This is a genomic window from Pseudomonas sp. SM4 (assembly GCF_051913165.1).
Lineage (GTDB): Bacteria > Pseudomonadota > Gammaproteobacteria > Pseudomonadales > Pseudomonadaceae > Aquipseudomonas.
The window spans coordinates 54,496-79,419 of the sequence record NZ_JBODOE010000007.1 but is presented as its reverse complement, the minus strand read 5'-3'; the positions used below and the strand labels follow the sequence as shown (position 1 = coordinate 79,419).

17 protein-coding genes are annotated in these 24,924 nt (G+C 60.7%); 5 read left to right on the top strand and 12 right to left on the bottom strand.

Annotated elements, in window-relative coordinates; translation table 11 throughout:
• Window positions 1–2: 2 nt before the first annotated feature.
• The 7 genes from ACQ4MY_RS14725 to ACQ4MY_RS14695 all read right to left on the bottom strand — a co-directional run bounded on the left by ACQ4MY_RS14725 (window position 3) and on the right by ACQ4MY_RS14695 (window position 10,853).
• On the bottom strand, window positions 3–2,717 hold the full coding sequence (locus tag ACQ4MY_RS14725; protein ID WP_440095643.1) for a nitrate reductase: 2,715 nt from the start codon (window positions 2,715–2,717) through the stop codon (window positions 3–5).
• Window positions 2,717–3,034, bottom strand: coding sequence for a nitrite reductase small subunit NirD (gene nirD, locus ACQ4MY_RS14720; protein WP_008076837.1), 318 nt, complete (start codon window positions 3,032–3,034; stop codon window positions 2,717–2,719). Before nirD ends, ACQ4MY_RS14725 begins: the two co-directional genes overlap by 1 nt.
• The gene (gene nirB / locus ACQ4MY_RS14715; protein WP_440095641.1) at window positions 3,031–5,484 is read right to left on the bottom strand and encodes a nitrite reductase large subunit NirB; all 2,454 of its coding nucleotides are present in this window, start codon (window positions 5,482–5,484) and stop codon (window positions 3,031–3,033) included. The genes nirD and nirB overlap by 4 nt, the downstream gene beginning before the upstream one ends.
• Before the next feature lie 378 nt (window positions 5,485–5,862).
• Window positions 5,863–7,524: a protein kinase domain-containing protein gene (locus tag ACQ4MY_RS14710; RefSeq protein ID WP_440095640.1), complete on the bottom strand. Its 1,662-nt coding sequence runs from the start codon at window positions 7,522–7,524 to the stop codon at window positions 5,863–5,865.
• A gap of 7 nt (window positions 7,525–7,531) precedes the next feature.
• Window positions 7,532–8,743, bottom strand: a complete 1,212-nt coding sequence (locus ACQ4MY_RS14705) for a nitrate/nitrite transporter (protein ID WP_008076843.1) — start codon at window positions 8,741–8,743, stop codon at window positions 7,532–7,534.
• A gap of 307 nt (window positions 8,744–9,050) precedes the next feature.
• On the bottom strand, window positions 9,051–9,626 hold the full coding sequence (locus tag ACQ4MY_RS14700) for an ANTAR domain-containing response regulator (protein WP_007916390.1): 576 nt from the start codon (window positions 9,624–9,626) through the stop codon (window positions 9,051–9,053).
• 15 nt (window positions 9,627–9,641) lie between these two features.
• Window positions 9,642–10,853 (bottom strand): CmpA/NrtA family ABC transporter substrate-binding protein, encoded by a 1,212-nt coding sequence (locus tag ACQ4MY_RS14695; protein WP_440095638.1) that lies wholly within the window; start codon window positions 10,851–10,853, stop codon window positions 9,642–9,644.
• Between the two features lie 224 nt (window positions 10,854–11,077).
• Here ACQ4MY_RS14695 and ACQ4MY_RS14690 point away from each other — a divergent pair, with 224 nt between their 5' ends.
• The gene (locus tag ACQ4MY_RS14690; protein WP_008076847.1) at window positions 11,078–12,100 is read left to right on the top strand and encodes a quinone-dependent dihydroorotate dehydrogenase; all 1,023 of its coding nucleotides are present in this window, start codon (window positions 11,078–11,080) and stop codon (window positions 12,098–12,100) included.
• A 236-nt stretch (window positions 12,101–12,336) separates the two neighbouring features.
• Here the strand turns inward: ACQ4MY_RS14690 and rmf are convergent, their stop codons facing one another.
• Window positions 12,337–12,552, bottom strand: coding sequence for a ribosome modulation factor (gene rmf / locus ACQ4MY_RS14685; protein ID WP_003223300.1), 216 nt, complete (start codon window positions 12,550–12,552; stop codon window positions 12,337–12,339).
• A 531-nt stretch (window positions 12,553–13,083) separates the two neighbouring features.
• Between rmf and rlmKL the strand changes: the two genes are divergently transcribed.
• Complete coding sequence (gene rlmKL / locus ACQ4MY_RS14680; protein WP_158831665.1) at window positions 13,084–15,354, top strand: bifunctional 23S rRNA (guanine(2069)-N(7))-methyltransferase RlmK/23S rRNA (guanine(2445)-N(2))-methyltransferase RlmL; 2,271 nt, start codon at window positions 13,084–13,086, stop codon at window positions 15,352–15,354.
• A 144-nt stretch (window positions 15,355–15,498) separates the two neighbouring features.
• Complete coding sequence (locus ACQ4MY_RS14675) at window positions 15,499–17,880, top strand: sensor domain-containing diguanylate cyclase (protein ID WP_440095636.1); 2,382 nt, start codon at window positions 15,499–15,501, stop codon at window positions 17,878–17,880.
• 137 nt (window positions 17,881–18,017) lie between these two features.
• Here the strand turns inward: ACQ4MY_RS14675 and dacB are convergent, their stop codons facing one another.
• The gene (gene dacB / locus ACQ4MY_RS14670) at window positions 18,018–19,478 is read right to left on the bottom strand and encodes a D-alanyl-D-alanine carboxypeptidase/D-alanyl-D-alanine endopeptidase (protein ID WP_008076853.1); all 1,461 of its coding nucleotides are present in this window, start codon (window positions 19,476–19,478) and stop codon (window positions 18,018–18,020) included.
• A 233-nt stretch (window positions 19,479–19,711) separates the two neighbouring features.
• Here dacB and ACQ4MY_RS14665 point away from each other — a divergent pair, with 233 nt between their 5' ends.
• On the top strand, window positions 19,712–20,056 hold the full coding sequence (locus ACQ4MY_RS14665; RefSeq protein WP_007916365.1) for a YggL family protein: 345 nt from the start codon (window positions 19,712–19,714) through the stop codon (window positions 20,054–20,056).
• A 131-nt stretch (window positions 20,057–20,187) separates the two neighbouring features.
• Here the strand turns inward: ACQ4MY_RS14665 and ACQ4MY_RS14660 are convergent, their stop codons facing one another.
• Window positions 20,188–21,378 carry a benzoate/H(+) symporter BenE family transporter gene (locus ACQ4MY_RS14660; protein WP_008082304.1) on the bottom strand — a complete coding sequence of 397 codons (1,191 nt, stop codon included), beginning with the start codon at window positions 21,376–21,378 and terminating at the stop codon, window positions 20,188–20,190.
• 329 nt (window positions 21,379–21,707) lie between these two features.
• On the opposite strand from ACQ4MY_RS14660, the gene ACQ4MY_RS14655 reads away from it, so the two are divergent.
• A complete protein-coding gene (locus ACQ4MY_RS14655) occupies window positions 21,708–22,472 on the top strand; it encodes a GntR family transcriptional regulator (protein WP_007918375.1) in 765 nt (254 codons plus the stop codon).
• A gap of 181 nt (window positions 22,473–22,653) precedes the next feature.
• On the opposite strand, the gene guaD is transcribed toward ACQ4MY_RS14655, so the two are convergent.
• Together guaD and xdhC are read right to left on the bottom strand one after the other, a co-directional pair.
• The gene (guaD, locus tag ACQ4MY_RS14650) at window positions 22,654–23,958 is read right to left on the bottom strand and encodes a guanine deaminase (protein ID WP_158834553.1); all 1,305 of its coding nucleotides are present in this window, start codon (window positions 23,956–23,958) and stop codon (window positions 22,654–22,656) included.
• A 13-nt stretch (window positions 23,959–23,971) separates the two neighbouring features.
• On the bottom strand, window positions 23,972–24,829 hold the full coding sequence (gene xdhC, locus ACQ4MY_RS14645; protein ID WP_440095634.1) for a xanthine dehydrogenase accessory protein XdhC: 858 nt from the start codon (window positions 24,827–24,829) through the stop codon (window positions 23,972–23,974).
• Window positions 24,830–24,924: the final 95 nt, after the last annotated feature.

Below are 24,924 nucleotides of genomic sequence, written 5' to 3'. Positions count from 1 at the left end.
CATCAGATGACGGCGACCGGCTGCAGCTCGGCAGCCAGCAAGCGCTTTATTTCCGGGACGCACGAGCCGCATTGCGTGCCGCAGCCCAAATTGTTTTTCAAGCCCTGCAAATCCAGACCTTGGCGAATGCCGGCGCAGACCGCGTTGAGGCTGACGTTGTTGCAATTGCACAGGGTCTTGTCGGCAGCGACCTGGCCGCCGACGCTGCCCGGTGGTGCACTCATTGGCGCCAGCAGCCAGCGCCGCAGTTGCTCGTCGGCATGGCCCTCCAGCCAAAGGCTTTGCAGCCAATGCTGCGCGAGGGTTTCGCCGGCCAGTCGAATCGCCGTGATCCGGCCGTTTTCAATGCGCACGCGTTTACCGATGGCCCGACGCGGGTCGTCGTAGGCCAATACAGGGCCGTCGATCAGTGACAGGCATCGGTCGATTTCAGCCAGTAACTGTGGATCCGGTGCCTCGGCGTTGGCTGCGCGTATCAGCAATGCCGATCGTTCACGTCCGACAAGGCTGAGACTTACGTAGGAAAATGCCTCGCAGAGCGGTCGTAGCGCCTCGAAATGCCGTTGAACATCGCCCTCGATCAGTGCGAACAGTTGCCAAGGCAATTTCACCGGCTCCAGACGCACGCCGCTGTGTTTGAGTTCCGGCTGTTTCGACAGCGGGTCGAAAGCAGGCAGGGTCAGGCTGTTTACCCCACCTTTTAGAAACCGGTCACCCCAGTGCATCGGCAAAAAAGCCTGGCCTGGACGCACACTGTCATCGCTGCCGACCGCGACAATTACCGCGCCGCGACGACTTTTCAGGTTGACCAGATCGCCCGGCTGCAAGCGCTGCCGGCGCAATTCATCCGAGTGCAGACTCAGTACCGCTTCACTGACATGCCCGAATAACTGCGCCGCCGTGCCGGTACGGCTCATACCGTGCCACTGATCGCGCAAACGCCCGGTGATCAGCGTCAACGGGAAGCGCGCATCGCGCTGTTCCCTGGCGGCGCGATACGGGTCGGCGATGAACTGCGCGCGACCGCTGGCCGTAGGAAAAATACCGTCTTCATAGAGTCGCGTGGTTCCTTGCCGGGCACCGACGGGGAAGGGCCATTGCTGCGGCCCGATCTCGTCGATCAAGGCATGGCTGATCCCGGACAAATCCAGATCCCGCCCGCGTGTCAGCCCTTTGAATTCATCGAACAACTGCGAAGGTTGATCGAACCCGAACAGGCTCGACTCAGAGGGGCGCAGACGTTTCTCCAGCCGCTGTGCGAAATCCACCGTGATCGCCCAGTCTGGCCGCGCTTCACCCGGTGGGAGAATGGCGTTGCGCACGTGGGAAATGCGCCGCTCGGAGTTGGTTACAGAGCCTTCCTTCTCGCCCCAACTGGCGGCGGGCAGCAGCAGATCGGCAAACGCAGCCGTTTCGGTGGTGCGAAAGGCTTCTTGCAGAACCACAAACGGGCAAGCCTCCAGCGCTGCTCGCACCGAATGTTGATCCGGCATCGATTGCGCAGGGTTGGTGCAGGCTATCCACAACGCCTTGATCTTGCCGCCGCGCACCTCCTCGAACAGTTCGATGGCGCTGAGGCCGGTGTTTTCCGGCAGCCGATCAACCCCCCAATAAGCCGCCACTTGCGCGCGGTGCTCTGGGTTGGCCGCGTCACGATGGCCGGGCAACAGATTCGACAAACTGCCGGTTTCTCGCCCGCCCATGGCATTCGGCTGACCGGTGAGGGAGAAAGGTCCTGCACCCGGACGACCAATTTGCCCGGTGGCCAGGTGAAGGTTGATCAACGCACTGTTCTTCGCGCTGCCGGCGGTGGACTGGTTCAAACCCATGCACCACAGCGAGAGGAAGCTCGGCGACGTGCCAACCCATTCAGCGCACTGCTGCAATTGCTCGACGCTGATCCCGCACAGTTGCGAAACCATTTGCGGGGTGTAGTCGCGCACCAGGTTCTTCAGTTCGGCGAGGCCTTCGGTGTGCGCCTTGATAAAGTCGCGGTCGATCCAGTCTTCCCACAGCAACAGATGCAAAATCCCATGGAACAAAGCGACATCGGTGCCGGGCAGAATCGCCAGGTGCAGATCGGCGAGGTCGCAAGTGTCGGTGCGCCGTGGATCAATGACGATGACTTTCATCTGCGGGCGGTGGGACTTTGCCTCTTCCAGTCGACGGAAAAGTACCGGGTGGGCGTAGGCCATGTTGCTGCCGACGATCATCACGCAATCGCTGAGCTCCAGATCCTCATAGCTGCACGGCGGGGCGTCGGCACCGAGACTGCGCTTGTAGCCGACCACGGCTGACGACATGCACAGGCGTGAATTGCTGTCGATGTTGTTGGTGCCGACCAGCGCCCGCGCGAGTTTGTTGAAGGCGTAGTAGTCCTCGGTCAACAGTTGCCCGGAAATGTAGAACGCCACGCTGTCCGGGCCGTGCTCGCTGATGGTCTCGGCGAACACGTTAACGGCGTGCTCCAGCGCCGTGTCCCAATCGGTGCGGCTACGTGCCAGTCCTTTGCCCAGACGCAGTTCCGGGTACAGCGCCCGGGCCGCGAGGTCGCCGGTCAGGTGCAGGGTCGAGCCTTTGCTGCACAGTTTGCCGAAGTTGGCCGGATGCGCCGGATCGCCGCTGACGCCGAGGATGCGCTCGCCGTCATGCTCGATCAGCACGCCGCAGCCGACCCCGCAATAACAGCAGGTCGAGGCGGTCGTCTGGCGGTTCATCAGATGGCGTCCCGCAGAGCCAACTGCACCCGACCGTTTTCGACCCGCGCCGGATGGTGATGCGCGCAACCGATGTCCGGCGCCTGGGCTTCACCGGACTGCAGATCGATCTGCCAGTTGTGCAGCGGGCAAGCGACGCGTTTGCCGTAGATCAGGCCTTGCGATAACGGCCCGCCCTTGTGCGGGCAGCGGTCGTCGAGGGCGAAAACTTCATCGTCGCTCGTACGAAAAATCGCGATGTCACCTTTTGGCCCGGCAATGATCCGCGAGCCGAGGGCGTTGATCTCTTCGAGAGCACAGATATCGAGCCAGTTCATGCCGGCACCTCCAGATTTTTCACCGGGATCACGTCAAATTCTTTCTTCAGTTGCGGCTGGGCCAGGCGTTCTTTCCACGGATCCTGTTCGAATGACAGGGAGAATTGCAGGCGCTCGTTCAGGGCCTTGCGGCGCTCCGGGTCTTCCAGCACGGCTTTCTTGATGTGCTCCATGCCGACCCGTTGCAGGTAGTGCACGGTGCGTTCGAGGTAGAAGGCTTCTTCGCGATACAGCTGCAGGAAGGCACCGTTGTATTCGCGCACTTCCTCGGCGGTTTTCAGCTTGACGAAGAATTCGGCAACTTCGGTTTTGATCCCGCCGTTGCCACCGATGTACATCTCCCAACCGGAATCGACGCCGATAATTCCTACGTCCTTGATGCCCGCTTCCGAGCAGTTGCGTGGGCATCCGGAGACGGCGAGTTTCACTTTGTGCGGCGACCACATGTTGAACAGGTCGTGTTCCAGCTCGATGCCCAGTTGTGTCGAGTTTTGCGTGCCGAAGCGGCAGAACTCGCTGCCGACGCAGGTTTTCACCGTGCGGATGGATTTGCCGTAAGCGTGGCCGGACGGCATGTCGAGGTCTTTCCAGACGCCGGGCAAATCCTGCTTCTTGATGCCGAGCAAATCGATACGCTGGCCGCCGGTGACCTTGACCATGGGCACGTTGTACTTGTCGGCCACGTCGGCAATCCGCCGCAGTTCTGAAGGATTGGTCACGCCGCCCCACATGCGTGGTACCACCGAGTAAGTACCGTCCTTCTGAATGTTGGCGTGCGCACGTTCGTTGATCAGGCGCGATTGCGGGTCGTCCTTGGCTTCGCCGGGCCAGGTGGAAATCAGGTAATAGTTGAGGGCCGGGCGGCACGTTGCGCAGCCGTTCGGCGTGCGCCAATTGAGGTAGCTCAGGGTGCCAGCGATGGTCAACAGGTGTTGCTCGCGAATCGCCTGGCGAATCTGCCCGTGGTTGAGGTCGCTGCACCCGCAGATGGCTTTTTCGCTTTTCGGTTTGACGTCGGCTGCGCCACCCACGGTGTTGATCAGGATCTGCTCGACCAGCCCGGCGCACGAGCCGCAGGAGCTGGCAGCCTTGGTGTGTTTCTTCACCTCATCGACGCTGAACAGGCCGTGTTCCTGAATCGCTTTGACGATGGTGCCTTTGCACACGCCGTTGCAGCCGCAGACTTCGGCAGTGTCGGCCATGACCATGGCTTTGTCCTGGCCTTGATGTCCTACGTCGCCTAATGCGTTTTCTCCGAACATCAGGTGATCACGGATCTCGCCGATGGCGTGATTCTCACGAATCTGTCGGAAATACCAACCGCCATCTGCCGTATCGCCGTACAGACAGGCGCCGACCAGCACGTCATCCTTGATCACCAGTTTTTTGTACACACCGCCAATCGGATCGGAGAGGGTGATGGTCTCGGTGCCTTCGCCGCCCATGAAGTCGCCGGCGGAAAACAAATCAATGCCAGTGACTTTGAGTTTGGTTGAAGTCACCGAGCCCTGATAACGGGCGAAACCCAGTTGTGCGAGATGGTTGGCGCAGACCTTGGCCTGTTCGAACAGTGGCGCGACCAGACCGTAGGCAATGCCGCGATGGCTGGCGCACTCGCCGATGGCGTAGATGCGCGGATCGTAGGTTTGCAGGGTGTCATTGACCAGAATCCCGCGATTGCACGGGATGCCGGCCTTTTCCGCCAGTTCGGTGTTGGGGCGAATGCCGGCGGCCATCACCACCAGATCGGCAGGGATAATGTCACCGTTCTTGAATTGCACCGAGCCGACCCGGCCATTGCCGGCGTCGTGCAGCGCCTGGGTCTGTTCGCACAGGCGGAAGTGCAGGCCCCGCGATTCGAGGGCGCTTTGCAGCAGTTGACCGCTGGTTTTATCCAGTTGCCGCTCCAGCAACCACTCGCCGATGTGCACCACGGTGACGTGCATGCCGCGCAGCATCAGGCCGTTGGCGGCTTCGAGACCGAGCAGGCCACCGCCGATGACCACCGCGTGCTTGTGGGTTTTTGCGGTGTCGATCATCGCCTGGGTGTCGGCGATGTCGCGGTAACCGATCACGCCGTGCAGGGTATTGCCGGGGATCGGCAGAATAAACGGCGTCGAACCGGTGGCGATCAGCAGGCGATCGTATTCGGCTTCGGTGCCGTCCTCGGCGATCACCCGACGTTTGACCCGGTCGATCTCCACCACTTTGCGGTTGAGCAGCAACTTGATGTGGTTTTCCAGGTACCAGTCGAGGTCGTTGAGGACGATCTCTTCGAAGGTCTGCTCACCGGCCAGCACCGGCGAGAGCAGGATGCGGTTGTAGTTGGTGTGCGGTTCGGCGCCGAAGACGGTGATGTCGTACAGCTCGTTGCTCAGTTTGAGCAATTCTTCGAGGGTGCGGACCCCGGCCATGCCATTGCCGATCATCACCAGTTTGAGTTTTTTCATCAGGTTCTCCGGGGAGCGACGGCTGGCCTCTTGTGGGCATTCAGGCCTTGCTCGAGAAATTTTGCGCAAACAAAAAAAGGCGTCCCGCTAGTTGCCTAGCGAGGACGCCTTTGTCCTGGTCCCGTTCTCTCGGGAAGCGCAGCCTTCGTCGTTGAAGGTTGGGCTTTATGTGTGTGTTGAGTGGGGTAATGCAGTGGTTGTGCCAACTAGCTATGGCGCCGTAATTGCTGGGCTGGTGGCTCGATTGGAGATGTCCCGCTGCACTCTCTGGAGGCGTGTTGCGCTTTTTTGGAGCGCGGGATCAAAAGATCGCAGCCTTCGGCAGCTCCTACAGGTGTACGCAATCAACTGTAGGAGCTGCCGAAGGCTGCGATCTTTTCAGCGCTGATGAAACAACAACACCAGCAGCAGCAGATTCCCGAGCAAGGCCAGCAACGCCATCGTCCGCCACACCTTCAACGGTTCACGCTCCAATAATGGTCTGGGTCGGATGCTCAAACTCCGCCGCTCACCCTGTTCCAGCACCAGCAACCATTCTTCAGCCGTTTCAAAGCGCTGCTCGGGATCAGCCGCCACCCCACGCTCCAGACTCTGCGCCAGCCATTCCGGCAGATCAGGCCGATAGCGACTGGCGCTCACCGGCAGACCAAAGCGCGGCCGCTGAAACGCTTCGATCTCGCCATAGGGGAAATGCCCGGTAAGCAGGAAATACAGGGTCACACCGACCGCATACAAATCCTGCTGCGCACTCGGCGGATCACCGCGGAACGCTTCCGGGGCGATGTAGCTCGGAGTGCCCGGCAGTGTCGACGGCGCGTCTTCGGACAATCCCGGGCAATACGCCAGGCCGAAATCGAGCAAACGCAGTTCACCGTCGTCGCCTACGTGCAGATTCTCCGGTTTGATGTCCCGGTGCAGAATCTGCCGCCGATGCAGCAGGCCGACCGCACGCAGCAGGCGTTCGGCGATGTCCTGCCATTGCGCCAAGGGCAAAAGCTCGAGCTGTGCCAGAGTCTTTCCGGAATATTCCCGCATCACGTAGTACAAATGCTGACGCTGACTGCACGGGTGGACTTCAGGGAAATGCCGCCCGGCTACGCGTTTGAGAAACCATTCCTCGGACAGCAACGCTTGCCCGGCGCAGGCATCATCGCCGGAACGCGTGGGCAGGGTTTTCAGAAGCCACGTCTGACCTAGTTCATCGAGCACTCGATAGAGCAGCGATTGCTGGCTTTGGGCGACAATTCCCTGCACCTGCCAGCCTTCGAATGATTGACCGGGTTTCAGCGCTGGCGGCAGAGGCCATTGCTGCAAATGCATCAGCGCATCGCCGATGTTCGCCTCGCCGACCGCATCAACCCGCACCAGCAAAGCGCTGGCGTTGTCCTGGCTGCCGGCCAAATGTGCGGCGTTGACCAATGTTTTCGCCGCACTGTGCAGATCCGGCTGATCACGCAAAATCGCGGCAATCGCGGTATCACCCAGCATCGACCAGACGCCGTCACTGAGCAGCACAAAGCTTTCGCCATCACGCAGTTCACCGTCGAGAAAATCCAGCACCAGATGCTGATCCAGCCCCAGTGCACGCTTGAGCACATGCTGCATGCCCGGCTGATCCCAGACGTGGTCTTCGCTGATCCGTTGCAAGCGCTCGGCGTGCCAGCGATACACCCGGCAATCTCCTACGTGGGCGAGGGTAAAACGCCGACCACGCATGACCAAAGCGCTGACTGTGGTGAGCAGCGGTTGCCCACCACCATTGGCTTGCAACCAGCGATTCTGCGCGAGCAGCAGGCGATCCATCGCCTGCGCCACGCTCCAGGTTTCCGGGGTGGCGTAATAGTCGAGCGCCAACGCCTGCAAGGTCGAACGCGCGGCGAGCCCGCCATCGGCGCACTGGCTGACGCCGTCGGCGATGGCGAACAGATAACCTTTGCTCGCCGCCAGCGCTGGCGCCGGTGTCACCGAACGCAGGGCGTCCTGATTCTCCGCGCGCGGACCGGTGGCGCTGGCTTCGGCAAAGCTCAGTTGCAGGGCCATCGACGCCTCAGACCCGCGCCGCTGTCACTGCCGCCGAGCCCCAGGTGGTTCTCCAGCGACGCTTGACGCCGTGCAGGCCGAACCATGCCAGCACGCCAAGGCTGGCGAACAACCACAGGGCCAGTTGATAGCTGCCGGTGCTCTGTTTGATTGCGCCCATGCCGGCGGCCAAGGCAAAACCGCCGATGCCGCCGGCCATGCCGATCAGTCCGGTCATCACGCCGATCTCCAGACGAAAACGCTGTGGCACCAGTTGGAACACCGCGCCGTTGCCCGCGCCCAGGCCGAGCATGGTGCAGACGAAAAGGGCCAGTGCGGCGTAGGAACTTGGCAGGTTGAAACCGACGGCCGCGATGCAGATGGCCGCGACGGTGTACATCGCCAGCAAGGTGCGGATGCCACCGAAGCGATCCGCCAGCGCGCCGCCCAACGGCCGCATCAAACTGCCACCGAACACGCAGGCAGCGGTGTAGTAACCGGCGGTCACTGGGCTCAAACCGTATTGATCGTTGAAGTAGCCGGGCAGGGCGCTGGCCAGACCGATGAAACCGCCGAAAGTCACACTGTAGAAAAACATGAACCACCAACTGTCACGGTCGCCCAAAGCTTTGAAGTAGTCGGCCATGGCTTTGGCTTTCGGCCGCTCAGGCGCGTTTTTCGCCAGCCAGGCAAACAGCACCAACGTCAGGATCAACGGAATCAACGCGAAGCCGAAAACATTGCTCCAGCCGAACGCGGCGGCGAGCACAGGCGCCAGCAGCGCGGCGAACACGGTGCCGGAGTTGCCCGCGCCGGCGATGCCCATGGCTTTGCCCTGATGCTGCGGCGGATACCATTGCGAGGCCAGCGGCAGGGCCACAGCGAAAGACGCGCCGGCCATGCCGAGGAACAGACCGAGGATCAGCGCCTGTTCATAACTGTGGATGCCGATTTTCCAGGCACCGAACAAAGCGCAAATCACGATGACCTGGCCGATCAGCCCGGCGGTTTTTGGCGACAGTCGATCGGCGAGCATGCCCATGATGAAACGCAGTACCGCACCGGCGAGGATCGGCGTGGCGACGACGAGGCCACGCTGTTGCGTGGTCAGGTGCAGGTCGGCGGCGATCTGCACCGCCAGCGGGCCGAGCAGGTACCAGACCATGAAGCTCAGGTCGAAGTAGAGGAAGGCCGCGAACAATGTCGGGGTGTGGCCGGATTTCCAGAAGCTTGAATTCATCGCGCACCTCAGCTGAAAAGAGTCTCGAAAGGAGTCATGCAACAGCAAGTGGGGCGCCGCCACGGCCGCACCACCGGCCCCGGGCTGTGGGGCCAAAACGCAAAAACGCCGCTACCTGATGCGCCGGTTGGGGCGAACGGGTGAGCGACGTCTTTGTCGTGGGTGGGGCAACCGCCGTTGGTTACCTGTGGGGTTTACATAGCGAGATTTGTGCCAAGGATCAAAAGATCGCAGCCTTCGGCAGCTCCTACAGGGATATGCGTGCCTCTGTAGGAGCTGCCGAAGGCTGCGATCCTTTGATCTTGATTCAGCCGAGCAACTCACTCATCGCAATAATCTGCTCCGCCACTTGAATCAGCTTCTGCTGCCTGCTCATCGCCTGGCGCCGCATCAGGGTGTACGCCTCTTCCTCGTTGCAGTCCTTCATCTTCATCAGCAACCCCTTGGCCAGCTCGATGCGCTTGCGCTCAGCCAGTTGCTGATCCCGTGCCTGCAACTGCGCACGCAGCGCCTGATCACTCTCGAAGCGCGCCATCGCCACATCCAGAATCGGCTGCAGACGCTGTGCGTGAATGCCCTCGACAATGTAGGCACTGACCCCGGACTTGATCGCCTGACGCATCACCCCCGGATCATGTTCGTCGGTGAACATCACGATCGGCCGGGGCTGGTCGCGGCTGACCAGCACCACTTGCTCCATGACATCGCGACTCGGTGACTCGGTATCGATCAGGATGACGTCCGGGCGCACCGTTTCGACGCGCGCGGGCAGGTCGATGGTCAGGCCGGATTCGTCTATCACCTCAAAACCGGCTTCGGTGAGGGCCGCTTTCAGGCGTCCGACTTTTTTTGCCGTGTCGTTGATCAGCAGAATGCGCAACATGTTCGCGATCTCCTGTCAGCGGCGGGCGAGAAGGGCGACGTCGTCGCTCATCGCGTGCAGCTTGAAACTGCGCGCATAAGCGGCCGGGTCGTTGCCGTCCCAGATCTTGCCGTCGAGCAACTGGCTGCTGCGCATGTCCGTGCCCCACGCCGCCACGCCGACGGCGGTGGCTGCTTCGCGATAGAGCTCGAGTTGCTGAACCTGGCGGGCGACGGCGAGATAATTCGGGTCTTCGCGCAGCAAACCCCAGCGACGGAACTGAGTCATGAACCACATGCCGTCGGACAAGTACGGCAAATTGACTTCGCCTTTGCCGTGAAAGCGCAGGGCGTGCGGGTCTTGCCAGCGATTGCCCAGGCCATCGGCATAGTCGCCGAGAAAGCGCGGCTCGATGCACGACAGCGGCGCGTCGAGATATTCCGGCGCACTGAGCAGTTGCGCGGTGCTGCGACGGTTCTCCGGACTTTCCTCGATGAAGCGGCTGGCTTCAAGGATCGCCATCACCAGCGCCCGTGCGGTGTTCGGGTATTGCTCGACGAATTCGCGGGTGCAGCCGAGGACTTTTTCCGGATGATCGGGCCAGATGGTCTGGCTGGTGGCGAGGGTGAAACCCAGATCCTGTTGCACGGCGCTGGCTGCCCACGGCTCGCCGACACAAAAGCCGTCAATGCGCCCGGCTTGCAGATGCGCGACCATTTGCGGCGGTGGCACGACCACGCTGTCGACATCCTGCAATGGATGAATGCCCTGACTCGCCAGCCAGTAATACAGCCACATCGCGTGGGTGCCGGTGGGAAACGTCTGGGCGAAGGTGAGTTTTGCGCGGCTTTGGTGCACGTGGCGATCCAGCGCTTCAGGACTGCTCACGCCCAGACGTTGCAGGCCGTGTGACAGGTTGAGGCTTTGCCCGTTCTGGTTCAGGCCCATCAGCACTGCCATGTCGGTCGGGGCGACGCCGCCGATGCCCAAGTGCACGGCGTAAATCAGCCCGTAAAGGCTGTGGGCGGCGTCGAGTTCGCCGCTGACCAGTTTGTCGCGCAGATTGGCCCAGGAAGTCTGACGTTTGAGGTTCAGCGTCAGTCCGTACGGTTGGGCGAAGCCTTGCGTGGCAGCCACCACCACCGAGGCGCAATCACTCAGGGCCATGAAACCGAGGTTGATTGCGCTTTTTTCCGGGGCATCGCTGCCATTGACCCAGGCCAGCGGCCCTGCCGAAGGTTCGTTCATATAAAGCCACCTCGAAAAAAAACGCCGTCGCGGTCTTCGCAAAGGCAAAAACCGCGGACGACGCCATTGTCCTTGCCCACTTGCCGCCATTGGTTTGCGAGCTGATAGCAGGGAAGGGTGCAAGGCATATGCCAGTGACAGCGATTTGCGCGTGCGCCTCGCGCCGCAGGCCGATGCCCGGCTATAATCGCCGCCTCTTTTCGCCGCCCGAGTCATCGCCGCCCATGTACACCCTGGCCCGTCAGCTGTTGTTCAAACTTTCCCCGGAAACCTCCCACGATCTGTCGCTGGATCTGATCGGCGCGGGTGGGCGTTTGGGCCTCAACGGCTTGCTGTGCAAGGCGCCGGCGAACGTGCCGGTGACGGTCATGGGCCTCGAGTTTCCGAACCCGGTGGGTCTGGCGGCGGGTCTGGACAAGAATGGCGCGGCCATCGACGGCTTCGCGCAGTTGGGTTTCGGTTTTGTCGAAATCGGCACCGTGACCCCGCGTCCGCAACCGGGCAACCCGAAACCACGGATCTTTCGTCTGCCGGCAGCCGAGGCGATCATCAACCGCATGGGTTTCAACAACCTCGGTGTCGATAACCTGCTGGCGCGGGTCGCTGCGGCGAAATACACAGGCGTGCTGGGCATCAACATCGGCAAGAACTTCGACACGCCGGTCGAGCGTGCGGTCGACGACTACCTGATCTGCCTGGACAAGGTGTATGCCCACGCCAGCTACGTGACGGTCAACGTCAGCTCGCCGAACACCCCGGGCCTGCGCAGCCTGCAGTTCGGTGATTCGCTCAAGCAATTGTTGGCCGATCTGGCCACGCGCCGCGCCGAACTGGCGTTGCGTCATGGCAAACATGTGCCGCTGGCGATCAAGATCGCCCCGGACATGACCGATGAAGAAACCGCGCAGGTCGCGCAGGCGCTGATCGAAACCGGCATGGACGCGGTGATCGCGACCAACACCACCCTGAGCCGTGTCGGCGTTGAAGGCATGGAGCATGGCGACGAGGCGGGCGGCTTGTCCGGCGCGCCGGTGCGTGAGAAGAGCACCAATACCGTGAAGGTGCTGGCGGGTGAACTGGCCGGGCGTTTGCCAATCATTGCTGCGGGTGGCATCACTGAAGGCAAGCATGCGGCCGAGAAGATTCTCGCTGGTGCGAGCCTGGTGCAGATCTACTCCGGCTTCATCTATAAGGGCCCGGCGCTGATCCGCGAATCGGTAGACGCCATCGCCGCCCTGCGCAAATAACCCGGTCAATGTAGGAGCTGCCGAAGGCTGCGATCTTTTGATCTTGATTTTGATTTTAAAAAACAGGATCAAAAGATCGCAGCCTGCGGCAGCTCCTACATGAGATGTGCATCAGTTTTCGGGCATAAAAAAGGGCTCCTCGAAGGAGCCCCTGGGCCGTAGCCCGCCGTCCGGGAAGGACGTGCATGGTAAGTCGTTACAAATTCAGATTGTCGTGTCGGAATTAATGCCCTGTGTCAGCCGACGGCGTGAAGTTCGTTGAGTCTGTGGATTCCCGCAGTGCCGGTCATACCGTCCCAGTTGTCGCCGCGTCCTTCTCGCCAGCCGTTAATCCAGGCTTGACGTACCGACGGTAGAGTAAATGGGCAAAGCTCACGGGATTTGCCACCAACGCCATATTGATATCCGCGCAAAAATGCTCTTTCCAACGGATCACGCTTAAGTCTTCTCATAGGGTGTTTCCCTCACTTGTTGACTGTTTGTGTCGCGTTGACCTCAATCGAGGTCTGGCAGAAAAAACCTGCCGTGGTGCGGCTCGCTGCCGGCGTGGCGAGCCAAGGTGTTGACGCCGTTGCGACGTCAACCTGTGGTCAGTTCTAACCAATGAGTCACAGCGATGGAATGACCGTTTTGTCATAAGCACGTAACAAAAAGGGTGCTATAGCGATAAGTAACCGCGTATTTATTCAATGTTTATTAGCCAAACCCCGGTATGATCGGCCCCGCGCTGGATGATGGGCTTAATTCTTTAGTGAGAATGACCCACGTTTGCGCTGGGGTACTATTCGACGAAGGGTCGCTTTAAGACTTTTTGTTACTCCAACTTTTTTATCTGTCCCGGCATCTAAGCTCTTTTAACCCGAGCAGCGGGGATGGAACGGCACACCTTCGTGCCACGCGGGCGTTCTTTTAGAAAAGCGCCTGATTGAAAACCGGATCGGCAATGCGTTGCCGATTCACTAGCCAAAGGCTCTGGAAATACCATGTCCGACCGTTTCGAACTCTTCCTCACTTGCCCAAAAGGCCTTGAAGGCCTGCTCATCGAGGAAGCCGTCGGGCTTGGCCTTGAAGAAGCGCGCGAGCACACTTCCGCCGTGCGTGGCATGGCGACCATGGAAACCGCTTATCGCCTGTGCCTCTGGTCGCGTCTGGCCAACCGGGTGCTGCTTGTGCTCAAGCGTTTCCCGATGAAAGACGCTGAAGATCTCTACCACGGTGTCCTCGACATCGAATGGCAGGATCACATGCTCAACGACGGCACCCTCGCCGTTGAATTCAGCGGCCACGGCTCGGGCATCGACAACACCCACTTCGGCGCCTTGAAAGTCAAAGACGCCATCGTCGACAAACTGCGCACCCCGCAGGGCGACCGTCCGTCGATCGACAAGCTCAACCCGGACCTGCGCATTCACCTGCGCCTGGATCGCGGCGAAGCGATTCTCTCCCTCGACCTCTCCGGGCACAGCCTGCACCAGCGTGGCTATCGCTTGCAGCAGGGCGCGGCGCCGCTGAAGGAAAACCTCGCGGCCGCTATCCTGATCCGTTCCGGCTGGCCGCGCATTGCTGCCGAAGGCGGCGCGCTGGCTGACCCGATGTGCGGTGTCGGTACGTTCCTCGTCGAAGCTGCAATGATCGCCGCCGATATGGCGCCGAACCTGCGTCGTGAGCAGTGGGGCTTCACCGCGTGGCTGGGTCACGTCCCGGCGCTGTGGAAAAAACTCCACGAAGAAGCCGTTGAGCGTGCCGCTGCCGGCCTGGCCAAGCCACCGCTGTGGATTCGCGGTTACGAAGCTGATCCACGCCTGATTCAACCGGGCCGCAACAACGTTGAGCGCGCCGGCCTGAGCGAGTGGATCAAGATCTACCAGGGCGAAGTCGCGACCTTCGAGCCGCGTCCGGACCAGAACCAGAAAGGCCTGGTGATCTGCAACCCACCGTATGGCGAGCGTCTCGGTGACGAAGCCAGCCTGTTGTACCTCTACCAGAACCTCGGCGAGCGTCTGCGCCAGGCCTGCCTGAACTGGGAAGCAGCGGTGTTCACCGGCGCGCCAGACCTGGGCAAGCGCATGGGCATTCGCAGCCACAAACAGTATTCGTTCTGGAACGGCGCGTTGCCGTGCAAGCTGCTGTTGATCAAAGTGCTGCCGGATCAGTTCGTCACCGGCGAGCGCCGTACCCCGGAACAGCGTCAGGCCGAGCGCGAGCAAGCGGCTTACGACCAGACCCCGGACGAGCCGCAAGAACGCAAATTCAACAAGAACGGCAACCCGATCAAGCCGACGCCAGCCCCGGCACCGGTGATCGAGCAGCCGCGCTTGAGCGAAGGCGGGCAGATGTTTGCCAACCGTCTGCAAAAGAATCTCAAGGCGATGGGCAAGTGGGTCAAGCGCGAAGGCATCGATTGCTACCGGGTCTACGATGCCGACATGCCTGAGTACGCGATGGCCATCGATTTGTACCACGATTGGGTGCACGTGCAGGAATACGCCGCGCCGAAGTCGATCGACCCGGAAAAAGCCTCGGCACGCATGTTCGACGCGCTGGCAGCCATTCCGCAGGCGCTGAATGTCGACAAGAGCCGCGTGGTGGTCAAACGCCGCGAGCGCCAGAGCGGTACCAAGCAGTACGAGCGTCAGAGCGCGCAGGGCAAGTTCAACGAAGTCAGCGAGGGCGGCGTGAAGTTGCTGGTCAACCTCACCGACTACCTCGACACCGGCCTGTTCCTCGATCACCGGCCGATGCGCATGCGCATTCAGAAAGAGGCCGAGGGCAAGCGCTTCCTCAATCTGTATTGCTACACCGCGACCGCCAGCGTGCACGCGGCCAAGGGCGGCGCGCGCAGCACCACCAGCGTCGATTTGTCGAAAACCTACCTCGACTGGGCGCGCCGCAACTTGTCGCTGAATGGCTTTTCGGACAAGAACCGTCTGGAGCAGGGCGACGTGATGGTGTGGCTGGAAAGCTGCCGTGAAGAGTACGACCTGATCTTCATCGATCCGCCGACCTTCTCCAACTCCAAGCGCATGGAAGGCATTTTCGACGTGCAGCGTGACCAGGTGCAGTTGATCGACCTGGCCATGGCCCGTCTGGCGCCGGGCGGCGTGCTGTACTTCTCCAACAACTTCCGCAAGTTCCAGTTGGAGGACAACCTCGCCGAGCGTTACGCGGTCGAGGAAATCAGCGCGCAGACCATTGATCCGGATTTTGCCCGCAATACCAAGATCCACCGCGCCTGGAAAATCACGGCTCGTTGACACTCTGCTGCACTGGATCCACAGAGCCTTGATTTTTAACGGCTCTTGGATCCGTTCAGTGCTAGCCAAATTAATGGCTAATAGCTATAACTCACTCATGGCCAATGGGACTTCCCCGGAACACTGGCGTAGTGAGTTGTCCTTATGTCGTTGCACCCCGTGCGCCCGAAGATCCTGGGTTTTATCAGCGAAGACGTCTCGGCCTGGCTGGTCGCGCTGCTGGTATTGCTCGCCGGCGGGATTCTCACGGGGCTGCTCGCCTGGGGCGCGCTCAGTCAGTATCAGCAACAATTGCGTCAGCGCTTTCAACTGCTGGCCAACGAGCGTTACAGCCGCATCGAAGAACGTTTTCAGGATCAGGAGCAACGCCTCGACGGCCTGCGCCGCTTCTTCGCCAACTCCGAATCGGTGTCCCGCGCCGAATTCGACGGTTACACCCATCCTTTATTGCTGCGTACCCAGGCTTATTCGTTTGCCTTGCGGGTCAGTGCTGCCGAACGCGCGGCGTTTGAGCAGCGTGTGCGGGATGAGGGCCTGAGCACCTTCACCATTCGCGAGCTCAATGCACAGGGCGAACTGCAGTTGGCTGCGACCCGCGACGAATATGTGCCGGTGTTGTACAGCCAGACTCAGAGCCGTCTCGGCTCGCCGCTGGGTTATGACTTGCTGGCGCAACCCTTGCGCCGCGACACCCTGCAACGCGCCGACAAGCTCCGCAGCCTGGCGGTGTCGCAACCGATGCACCTGGTCAGCATTGAGCCATCGTACGCGCGCGGTGTGCTGCTGGTCGCGCCGGTCAATCGCGACGCGCAGCCACAACCGTTCGGCTATGTGATGGCGGTAATCAGCATGCGCCAGTTGCTCGCTGATGGTTTGCCGGACGCGTTCCACGATTATCTGTCGGTGCGCATTCTCGATATGTCGACCAATGATCAGCACGAGGTGTTGTTCGAGTCGACCAATGAGCCCGCCGCCAGTGAGCTGACGGCTACCCGCTTGCTGCGCATGGCCGATCACGATTATCAGGTCGATATCCTGCCGAGTGAGGCGTTCATTCAGGCCAACCATTCGTCGATCGTCAGCGTGGTGATTCTCGGCGGCTTGCTCAGCCTGCTGCTCAGCGCGTTGCTGTACGTGCTGGTCAGCCAGCGCCAGCGCGCGCTGCGCCTGGTCGAGCAGCGCACGCAGGAATTGCATGAGCGCGAACAGGAACTGCGCGGCACCCACGGTCAATTGCGCGGCGTATTGAACGCGGCGACTCAAGTGGCAATCATCGCCACTGATTTACGCGGGGTGATCAACACGTTCAATCCCGGCGCCGAACAGATGCTCGGTTATAGCAGTGCCGATGTGGTCGGGCACATGACTCTGGAAAACCTCCATCTGCCCCGCGAGCTGAGCGCACGCGCTGCCGAACTGAGTGCGCGTTATGGCAAAAGCATCCCGACGTGCCACGCGATGCTGGTCGAGGGCGGTGAAGTGGGTGGTCACGAGGCGCGGGAATGGACGCTGGTGCGCAGCGATGGCAGCCATATTCCGGTGAACATGCTGGCCACCCCGGTGCTCGATGAGCAGGGCTTGTGGGTCGGGCATCTGGCGATCTGCATCGATATCACCGAGCGCAAGCGTGTGCACGAAGTGCTGGCCGCGCGCGACGTCTTGCTGAAGAAGCTCAGCGCCCATGTGCCCGGCGGTATCTATCAATTCAAAATGGAGTTCGATGGGCGCTTCAGTGTGATCTACGCCAGTGACGGCATCCGTGAGATCTACGAACTGGAACCGGACGTATTGCTGCTCAACGCCGAGGCGATCTTCACGCGCATTCATCCGCAGGACGTCATCCGCGTGCGCTCCTCGGTCCGTGAGTCGGCGGACAACCTCAGCCCGTGGCGCGAGGAATACCGAGTGCAACTGCCCGAGCGCGGCCTGCGCTGGGTGCGTGGCGAGGCAACGCCTGAAGAACTGCCGGGCGGCGGGGTGCTGTGGCACGGCTACATCTCGGACATTTCCGACCTTAAACGCGTCGAGGAAGAGTTGCGTGCGCTGTCGGTGACCGACTCGCTGACGGGCATTCATAACCGCCGCTATTTCCAGGAGCGCCTGACCACCGAAATGGCCCGGGTCGAACGCGGCGGTGGCGAGTTGTCGGTGATCATGCTCGACATCGATCACTTCAAACGCATCAACGACCAATACGGCCATGCCGTCGGCGATCGGGTGCTGCAAGCGGTGTGCGAGCGTATCGGCCATCGTTTGCGCCGCACCGATGTGTTCTGCCGCTTGGGCGGCGAGGAATTCATGGTGTTGTGCCCGGACATCGATGGCGAGCACGCATACATGCTGGCGGTCGAACTCTGGCAGGGTTTGCGCAGTTCACCGGTGGATGTGGTCGGGGTGGTCACGGCGAGTTTCGGTATCGCCAGCTGGCGACCGGGGGAAGGCGCGGATGCGCTGTTGTTGCGCGCGGACTCGGGCGTCTACGCGGCGAAGCAGGGCGGCCGCGATCGCGTCGAACAGATGAGCTGATCCTCGATACACCACAAACCTGTGGGAGCTGGCTTGCCAGCGATAGGGTCATTCCAGTCAGCCTATTCGTTGACTGACACTCCGCTATCGCTGGCAAGCCAGCTCCCACAGGGTTTGGTGATGTTGCTTGGCTTGCGTTACAGCACCGAAGCAGTCTGCGGCAATCTCGGCTGTTTGTAGAGGTCCAGCAGCACTTGGTCCAGCACCGACGACGCGCCAAACGGTGCCTTGTCGTTGAGGATCGCCACCACCGCCCAGGTGTTGCCATTCACATCACGGCTGAAGCCGGCAATCGCCCGCACAGTGTTCAGGGTGCCGGTCTTGACGTGTGCCTCACCGCGCATCGCCGTGGTTTTCAGGCGCTTGCGCATAGTGCCGTCAGTGCCGGCGATTGGCAGCGAGCTGATGTATTCAGCGGCATACGGGCTGTGCCACGCCGCTTGCAGCATTCCAGCCATTTCCCGGGCGCTGACGCGTTCGGCGCGGGACAGGCCGGAGCCGTTTTCCATCACCAGGTGCGGCGCAGTGATGCCTTTCTTCGCCAGCCATTGACGCACGACGCGCTGCGCAGCTTTGGCATCATCACCATCGGCATCGTTGCGGAAGCGCTGGCCAAGGCTGAGGAACAACTGCTGGGCCATGGTGTTGTTACTGTATTTGTTGATGTCGCGGATGATTTCCGCCAGATCCGGCGAGTAGGCCCGTGCGAGCAGTTTGGCGTTGCTCGGGGTCGAGGCCAGACGGTCCTTGCCCTGGATGCTGCCACCCAGTTCTTTCCAGATCGCCCGTACGGCGCCGGCGGTGTAGGTCGCGTGGTCGAGCAGCGACAGGTAGGTCTGCGAGCTGCAACCTTCGCCCAACTGGCCGGCCACGGTCACGGTCACGCTGCCATCAGCCTCTGGCACCGGGTTGTAGCGCACGCCGCCGGTGCATTGCTTGGACGGCAGGGCTTTGACGGTATTTTCGATGCGCACGCTGGCGATCGGCGGCTCAACCGAGATCAGCACCCGGCCGTTGTCGTTACGGGCGACAAAGCGCAGGGCCTTGAGGTTGACCAGCAGCGAGTCGGGTTTGACCAGGAACGGCTTGTTCTCGTCGTTGCCGTCATCGTTGAATTCCGGCAGCACCGGCTGCACGAAGAAGTTGCGGTCGAGGATCAGGTCACCGGTGATCTGGGTCACGCCGTTGGCGCGCAGGTCGCGCATCAGCAGCCAGAGTTTTTCCATGTTCAGCTTCGGATCGCCGCCACCCTTGAGGTAGAGGTTACCGTTGAGGATGCCGCCGTTCAGGTCGCCATCGGTGTAGAACTCGGTCTTCCACTGATGATTGGGGCCGAGCATTTCCAGCGCCGCGTAAGTGGTCACCAGTTTCATGGTAGAAGCCGGGTTGACCGACACGTCGGCGTTGAACACGGTCGGCGTCCCCGGGCCGTCCAGCGGAACCATCACCAGCGACAGGGCGCTAGGCTGCAATTTGCTCGCCTTGAGGGCTTTTTCGACGTTCGGGGTGAGGGAAGTATTGATGGTGGCAGCAGAAACAGGCAGGGCCAGAGGCAGAAGAAGGCCGGCGAGAAACAGTGGACGCAACGATTTGATCATATGAAATAAAACCCTACAGCCGAGGGGAAAAAGACGAGGACATGGATGAAAAGGTCCTCAGTGGTCACGAAAGTGTCGGCATTATGCCCCAAGGTGTAACCGATTGTGGCTTCCTCGGGGTGGCGATTCGTTGATTTTTTTACAGGCGGTCGGCCTCTGTGTCCAGAGAGGCGGGCAATCGATTGCTTAAACTGGTAAAGTGCCCGCCGTATTTACTTAAGAGGATTGTTCCAATGGCGACTAACCGTTCCCAGCGTCTGCGCAAAAAACTGTGCGTTGATGAATTTCAAGAGCTGGGTTTCGAACTGAACCTGGACTTCAAAGAAGACTTGTCCGAAGAAGCCATTGACGCTTTCCTCGAAGCATTCATCAAAGAAGCCATGGAAGCCAACGGTCTGGGTTATGTTGGCGGCGACGACTTCGGTCTGGTTTGCCTGCAGAAGCGTGGCTCGGTCAACGAAGAGCAGCGTGCTGCCGTTGAAGCCTGGCTGAAAACCCGCTCCGAGCTGACCAAGTATGAAGTCAGCCCGTTGCTGGACGTTTGGTATCCGGAAAAGCCGATCAACGCGGCTAAGTGATACTGAAAAAAACGGCGACCTGAGGGTCGCCGTTTTTTTTCGTCGATCAAAAGATCGCAGCCTCGTTTCACTCGACAGCTCCTACAGGGGAGCGCGATCTCCTGTAGGAGCTGCCGAAGGCTGCGATCTTTTCAGGCTTTGCGCCAGTTCAGGATCACCAACGTCAAAACCCCCGCAACAATCCCCCAAAACGCCGACCCGATAGAAAACAGCGTCAACCCCGACGCCGTGACCATAAAGGTAATCAGCGCCGCCTCACGTTCCTTCACCTCAGTCATGGCAATGCTCAAACCATTGATGATCGAACCGAACAGCGCCAACGCCGCGATCGACAGCACCAACTCCTTCGGCAAGGCCGCAAACAATGCCGCCAATGTCGCGCCAAACACCCCGGCAATGCCGTAGAAAATCCCGCACCAGACTGCCGCCGTGTAGCGCTTGTTGCGATCTTCATGGGCGTGCGGCCCGGTACAGATCGCCGCGCTGATGGCGGCGAGGTTGATACCGTGCGAGCCGAACGGCGCCAGCAACAGCGAGGCGATGCCGGTGGTGGTGATCAGCGGCGAGGCCGGGACGGTGTAGCCATCGGCGCGCAGCACGGCAATGCCGGGCATGTTCTGTGAGGTCATGGCCACGACAAACAGCGGAATGCCGATGCTGATGGTCGCCGCCAGCGAGAAGTGCGGTGTTGTCCAAACGGGTGTCGCCACTTCCAGATGAAAACCGCTGAAGTCCAGCAACCCCATGAAGCCCGACAGCGCAGTGCCGATCAGCAGCGCGGCCAGCACGGCATAACGCGGCGACAGGCGCTTGACCACTAAATAAGTGAAGAACATCCCCAGCACCAGCCCGGTACGGTGCTGCGCGGCGACGAAGATTTCGCTGCCGATCTTGAACAGAATCCCCGCCAGCAATGCCGCCGCCAGTGACGCCGGGATCTTTTTCACCAGCCGCTCGAAGCTGCCGGTCAGGCCGCAAATCGTCACCAGCACGGCGCAAGTGATGTAGGCGCCGATGGCCTCGCCATAACTGACACCGCCCAGACTGGTGATCAGCAAAGCCGCGCCGGGTGTCGACCAGGCGATGGTGATTGGCGTGCGATAGCGCAGCGACAGGCCGATCGAACACACCGCCATGCCGATCGAAATCGCCCAGATCCACGAAGAAATCTGCCCGCTGGTCAGGCCCGCCGCTTGCCCGGCCTGGAACATCAGCACCAGCGAGCTGGTGTAGCCGGTCATCATTGCGATGAAACCGGCGACGATCGCCGACGGCGACGTGTCGGCCAGCGGGCGCAGTTGAGTGTGCGTGGCGTCGTTCATGACAACGGTGTTCCTTCTACAGATGATATTCCCCTGTAGGAGCTGCCGCAGGCTGCGATCTTTTGATTTTGTTTTTTTATAAGCAAGATCAAAAGATCGCAGCCTTCGGCAGCTCCTACATGAGGCGGGCGGCGGATTCTGTGATCAAGCCTAAACTCAATCGTAACGGATCGTTGCAATACAGCCGAAGTCACAAACAGCCGTACAGTCGTGTTGCCACCTTTCATTGTGTACAATCGCGCTGTTTTTTACGCGATACTTGCCAGCGACCTACTGTGCCGTATTACAGTCACGGTCTATTCGCCGCAGTTCTCCCGACTCGAGTGCCCATGAACGAACAGTTGCAACCCCTCAAGAAACAACCGCGAGCAGGCAAAGCCGGCCGCAGCGGAACCCAGGACGATATTGTCTACGCGCATATCTTCGAGGCCATCCTCGAACAGCGTCTGGCGCCCGGCACAAAATTGAGCGAAGAAGCGCTGGGGGAAATCTTTGGGGTCAGCCGCACCATCATTCGCCGCGCGCTGTCGCGTCTGGCCCATGAAGGCGTCGTGCTGTTGCGGCCGAACCGTGGCGCCGTCGTCGCCAGCCCGAGTGTTGAAGAAGCGCGTCAGGTGTTTCTCGCCCGCCGTCTGGTTGAGCGCGCGATCACTGAGCTGGCGGTGCAACACGCCACCGCCGAGCAGATCGCCGAATTGCGCCAGATGGTCAACGACGAGCGCGACAGCTTCTCGCGTGGCGATCGCGGTGCCGGTATTCGTCTGTCGGGCGAGTTTCACCTGAAACTGGCGGAAGCGGCGATGAACGCGCCGTTGATCAGCTTCCAGCGCAGTCTGGTTTCGCAGACGTCGCTGATCATTGCCCAGTACGAAAGCGGCAATCGCTCGCATTGTTCGTACGACGAACACACGCAGTTGATCGACGCGATCGAGAAACGCGACGGTGAGCTGGCGGTGAACCTGATGATGCACCACATGGATCACATCGACAGCAAGCTCAACCTCGACGAGGAAGGCGCGTCGGATGACCTGCATGCAGTGTTCTCGCATTTGTTGCAGACCAAAAAACCAGGGCGCCCTGCGGCCAAGCTATAAGTCAGACCGAGTCGCCCCAATCGCTGGCAAGCCAGCTCCCACAGGTTTCTCGGTTTATCGCAGATTTGGTAAACACCACAAATCCCTGTGGGAGCTGGCTTGCCAGCGATAGCAATCTGACAGGCAATAAAAATCCCCCGGACTGAAAAGTACCGGGGGATTTTTTTGCCTTGGGAAAAGCTTAGCGCTGATGCACCAAAGCACCCGCCGCATACGTCTGCTGCACCGTGCGGTCATCACCCAGCGTCATCAACACAAACAACGACTCGGCAATGTTGTTGGCCTGCTTCAAGCGGTAGCTCAGCAGCGGCGTCGCGTTGTAGTCCAGCACCAGGAAGTCAGCGTCGGAACCCGGTTGCAGGTTGCCGATCTTGTCTTCCAGACGCAGCGCCCGCGCGCCACCCAGCGTCGCCAAGTACAACGACTTGAACGGACTCAGTCGCGCGCCTTGCAGTTGCATCACTTTGTACGCTTCGTTCAGCGTTTGCAGCAGCGAGAAACTGGTGCCGCCACCCACGTCAGTGCCCAGGCCGACATTGAGTTTGTGCTTTTCGGCCATCGGCAAGTTGAACAAACCGCTGCCGAGGAAGAAGTTCGACGTCGGACAGAACGAGATCGCCGAGCCGGTTTCCGCCAGACGCGCGCATTCGTCGTCGCACAGGTGTACGCCGTGGGCGAACACCGAGCGCTCACCGAGCAATTTGTAGTGGTCGTAAACGTCGAGGTAGCCCTTGCGCTCCGGGAACAGCTCCTTGACCCACTCGATTTCCTTGAGGTTTTCGCTGATGTGGGTCTGCATGTACAGATCCGGGTATTCAGTCAGCAATTGGCCGGCGAGGGTCAGTTGCTCCGGGGTGCTGGTCGGTGCGAAGCGCGGGGTGACCGCGTAGTGCAAACGGCCCTTGCCGTGCCAGCGCTCGATCAGCGCCTTGCTTTCGACGTAGCTGGATTCGGCGGTATCGGTCAGATAGTCCGGCGCGTTGCGGTCCATCATCACCTTGCCGGCGATCATGCGCAGGTCGAGCTTCTCGGCGGCTTCGAACAACGAGTTCACCGACTGCGGGTGCACGCTGCCGAACACCAGCGCGGTGGTGGTGCCGTTGCGCAGCAACTCCTTGACGAAAATGTCAGCGACTTCGTCGGCGTGAGCCTTGTCGCCGAACTGGCTTTCGCACGGGAAGGTGTAGGTGTTGAGCCAGTCGAGCAGTTGCTCGCCGTAGGCGCCGACCATGCCGGTTTGCGGAAAGTGAATGTGCGTGTCGATGAAGCCCGGGGTGATCAGCGCGTCTTTGTAGTGCTCGATTTCGATGTCTGCCGGCAGCGTCGGCAGCAAATCACTGGCGTGGCCGAGGGCGCTGATCTTGCCGCCATCGACCACCAGCAGGCCATCCTCGAAATATTCGTAGGAGGCTTCGATCCCGACTTCGGCGGGGTCGGCGATGCTGTGCAGGATGGCGGCGCGGTAGGCTTTGCGAGTCAGAGGCATGAGGGTTCTCTAATCAGTTTGAGGCTTTGAGTTTGGCGGCCTGACTGCGCCGTGAAACCGGCAGCAGTTTGGCAATCGGTTCGGCGCTGGCAGTCTGCTGGCCGAAGTTGGCGTTATAGGTGGCGATGATTTCGCCGGCGATGGAGATGGCGATTTCCACAGGCAGTTTGCCTTTGACTTCGCCGATGCCCATCGGGCAGCGCATGCGTTGCACGACGCCGCTGTCGAAACCGCGATCACGCAGACGGTGTTCGAACTTCACGCGTTTGGTCTTCGAACCGATCAGGCCGAAGTAGGCGAAGTCGTTGCGCTTGAGAATCGCGGCAGTGAGTTCAAGGTCGAGCTGATGGTTGTGGGTCATGACGATGCAATAACTGCCGGCGGGCAGGTCATCTATTTCATCCACAGGCTCTTCGGCGACGATTTTACGCACGCCGTGCGGGATGTGTTCGGGGAATTCGGCATCGCGCGAATCGATCCAGCGCACCCGGCAGGGCAGGCTGGCGAGCAGTGGCACCAAGGCGCGGCCGACGTGGCCGGCACCGAACACGGCGATTTGCGCCTGCACCTGGCCCATCGGTTCGAACAGCAACACGGTGGCGCCGCCGCAGCACTGGCCAAGGCTGGCGCCGAGGCTGAAGCGCTCCAGATGGGTGTCCTGCTTACCGCTGGCGAGCATCTCGCGGGCGATCTGCATGGCTTTGTATTCCAGATGCCCGCCACCGATGGTGTCGAAGCTCTGGTTGGCGCTGATGACCATTTTCGAGCCGGCGTTGCGTGGCGTCGAGCCGAGTTCTTCGATGATCGTCACCAGCACACAGGGTTCGCCCTGGTTCTGCAGGTCGGCGAGGGCGTCGATCCAGTTGTACATGTTCACCTCGACATCTTCGTTGTCTGTTCGGGCCTCATCGCTGGCAAGCCAGCTCCCACAGGATTTGCGGTGTAACGCCTATCGGTTAACCACCA

What these genes read in the sequence shown, in the direction of transcription:
- ACQ4MY_RS14700 (WP_007916390.1), bottom strand. Translation starts at nt 9,626, where the DNA reads ATGTTGCGCATTCTGCTGATCAACGACACGGCAAAAAAAGTCGGACGC.
- ACQ4MY_RS14705 (WP_008076843.1), bottom strand. Translation starts at nt 8,743, where the DNA reads ATGAATTCAAGCTTCTGGAAATCCGGCCACACCCCGACATTGTTCGCG.
- rmf (WP_003223300.1), bottom strand. Translation starts at nt 12,552, where the DNA reads ATGAGAAGACTTAAGCGTGATCCGTTGGAAAGAGCATTTTTGCGCGGA.
- ACQ4MY_RS14665 (WP_007916365.1), top strand. Translation starts at nt 19,712, where the DNA reads ATGGCGACTAACCGTTCCCAGCGTCTGCGCAAAAAACTGTGCGTTGAT.
- ACQ4MY_RS14695 (WP_440095638.1), bottom strand. Translation starts at nt 10,853, where the DNA reads ATGAACGAACCTTCGGCAGGGCCGCTGGCCTGGGTCAATGGCAGCGAT.
- ACQ4MY_RS14675 (WP_440095636.1), top strand. Translation starts at nt 15,499, where the DNA reads ATGTCGTTGCACCCCGTGCGCCCGAAGATCCTGGGTTTTATCAGCGAA.
- nirB (WP_440095641.1), bottom strand. Translation starts at nt 5,484, where the DNA reads ATGAAAAAACTCAAACTGGTGATGATCGGCAATGGCATGGCCGGGGTC.
- ACQ4MY_RS14655 (WP_007918375.1), top strand. Translation starts at nt 21,708, where the DNA reads ATGAACGAACAGTTGCAACCCCTCAAGAAACAACCGCGAGCAGGCAAA.
- ACQ4MY_RS14660 (WP_008082304.1), bottom strand. Translation starts at nt 21,378, where the DNA reads ATGAACGACGCCACGCACACTCAACTGCGCCCGCTGGCCGACACGTCG.
- ACQ4MY_RS14710 (WP_440095640.1), bottom strand. Translation starts at nt 7,524, where the DNA reads ATGGCCCTGCAACTGAGCTTTGCCGAAGCCAGCGCCACCGGTCCGCGC.
- nirD (WP_008076837.1), bottom strand. Translation starts at nt 3,034, where the DNA reads ATGAACTGGCTCGATATCTGTGCTCTCGAAGAGATCAACGCCCTCGGC.
- guaD (WP_158834553.1), bottom strand. Translation starts at nt 23,958, where the DNA reads ATGCCTCTGACTCGCAAAGCCTACCGCGCCGCCATCCTGCACAGCATC.
- ACQ4MY_RS14690 (WP_008076847.1), top strand. Translation starts at nt 11,078, where the DNA reads ATGTACACCCTGGCCCGTCAGCTGTTGTTCAAACTTTCCCCGGAAACC.
- xdhC (WP_440095634.1), bottom strand. Translation starts at nt 24,829, where the DNA reads ATGTACAACTGGATCGACGCCCTCGCCGACCTGCAGAACCAGGGCGAA.
- ACQ4MY_RS14725 (WP_440095643.1), bottom strand. Translation starts at nt 2,717, where the DNA reads ATGAACCGCCAGACGACCGCCTCGACCTGCTGTTATTGCGGGGTCGGC.
- rlmKL (WP_158831665.1), top strand. Translation starts at nt 13,084, where the DNA reads ATGTCCGACCGTTTCGAACTCTTCCTCACTTGCCCAAAAGGCCTTGAA.
- dacB (WP_008076853.1), bottom strand. Translation starts at nt 19,478, where the DNA reads ATGATCAAATCGTTGCGTCCACTGTTTCTCGCCGGCCTTCTTCTGCCT.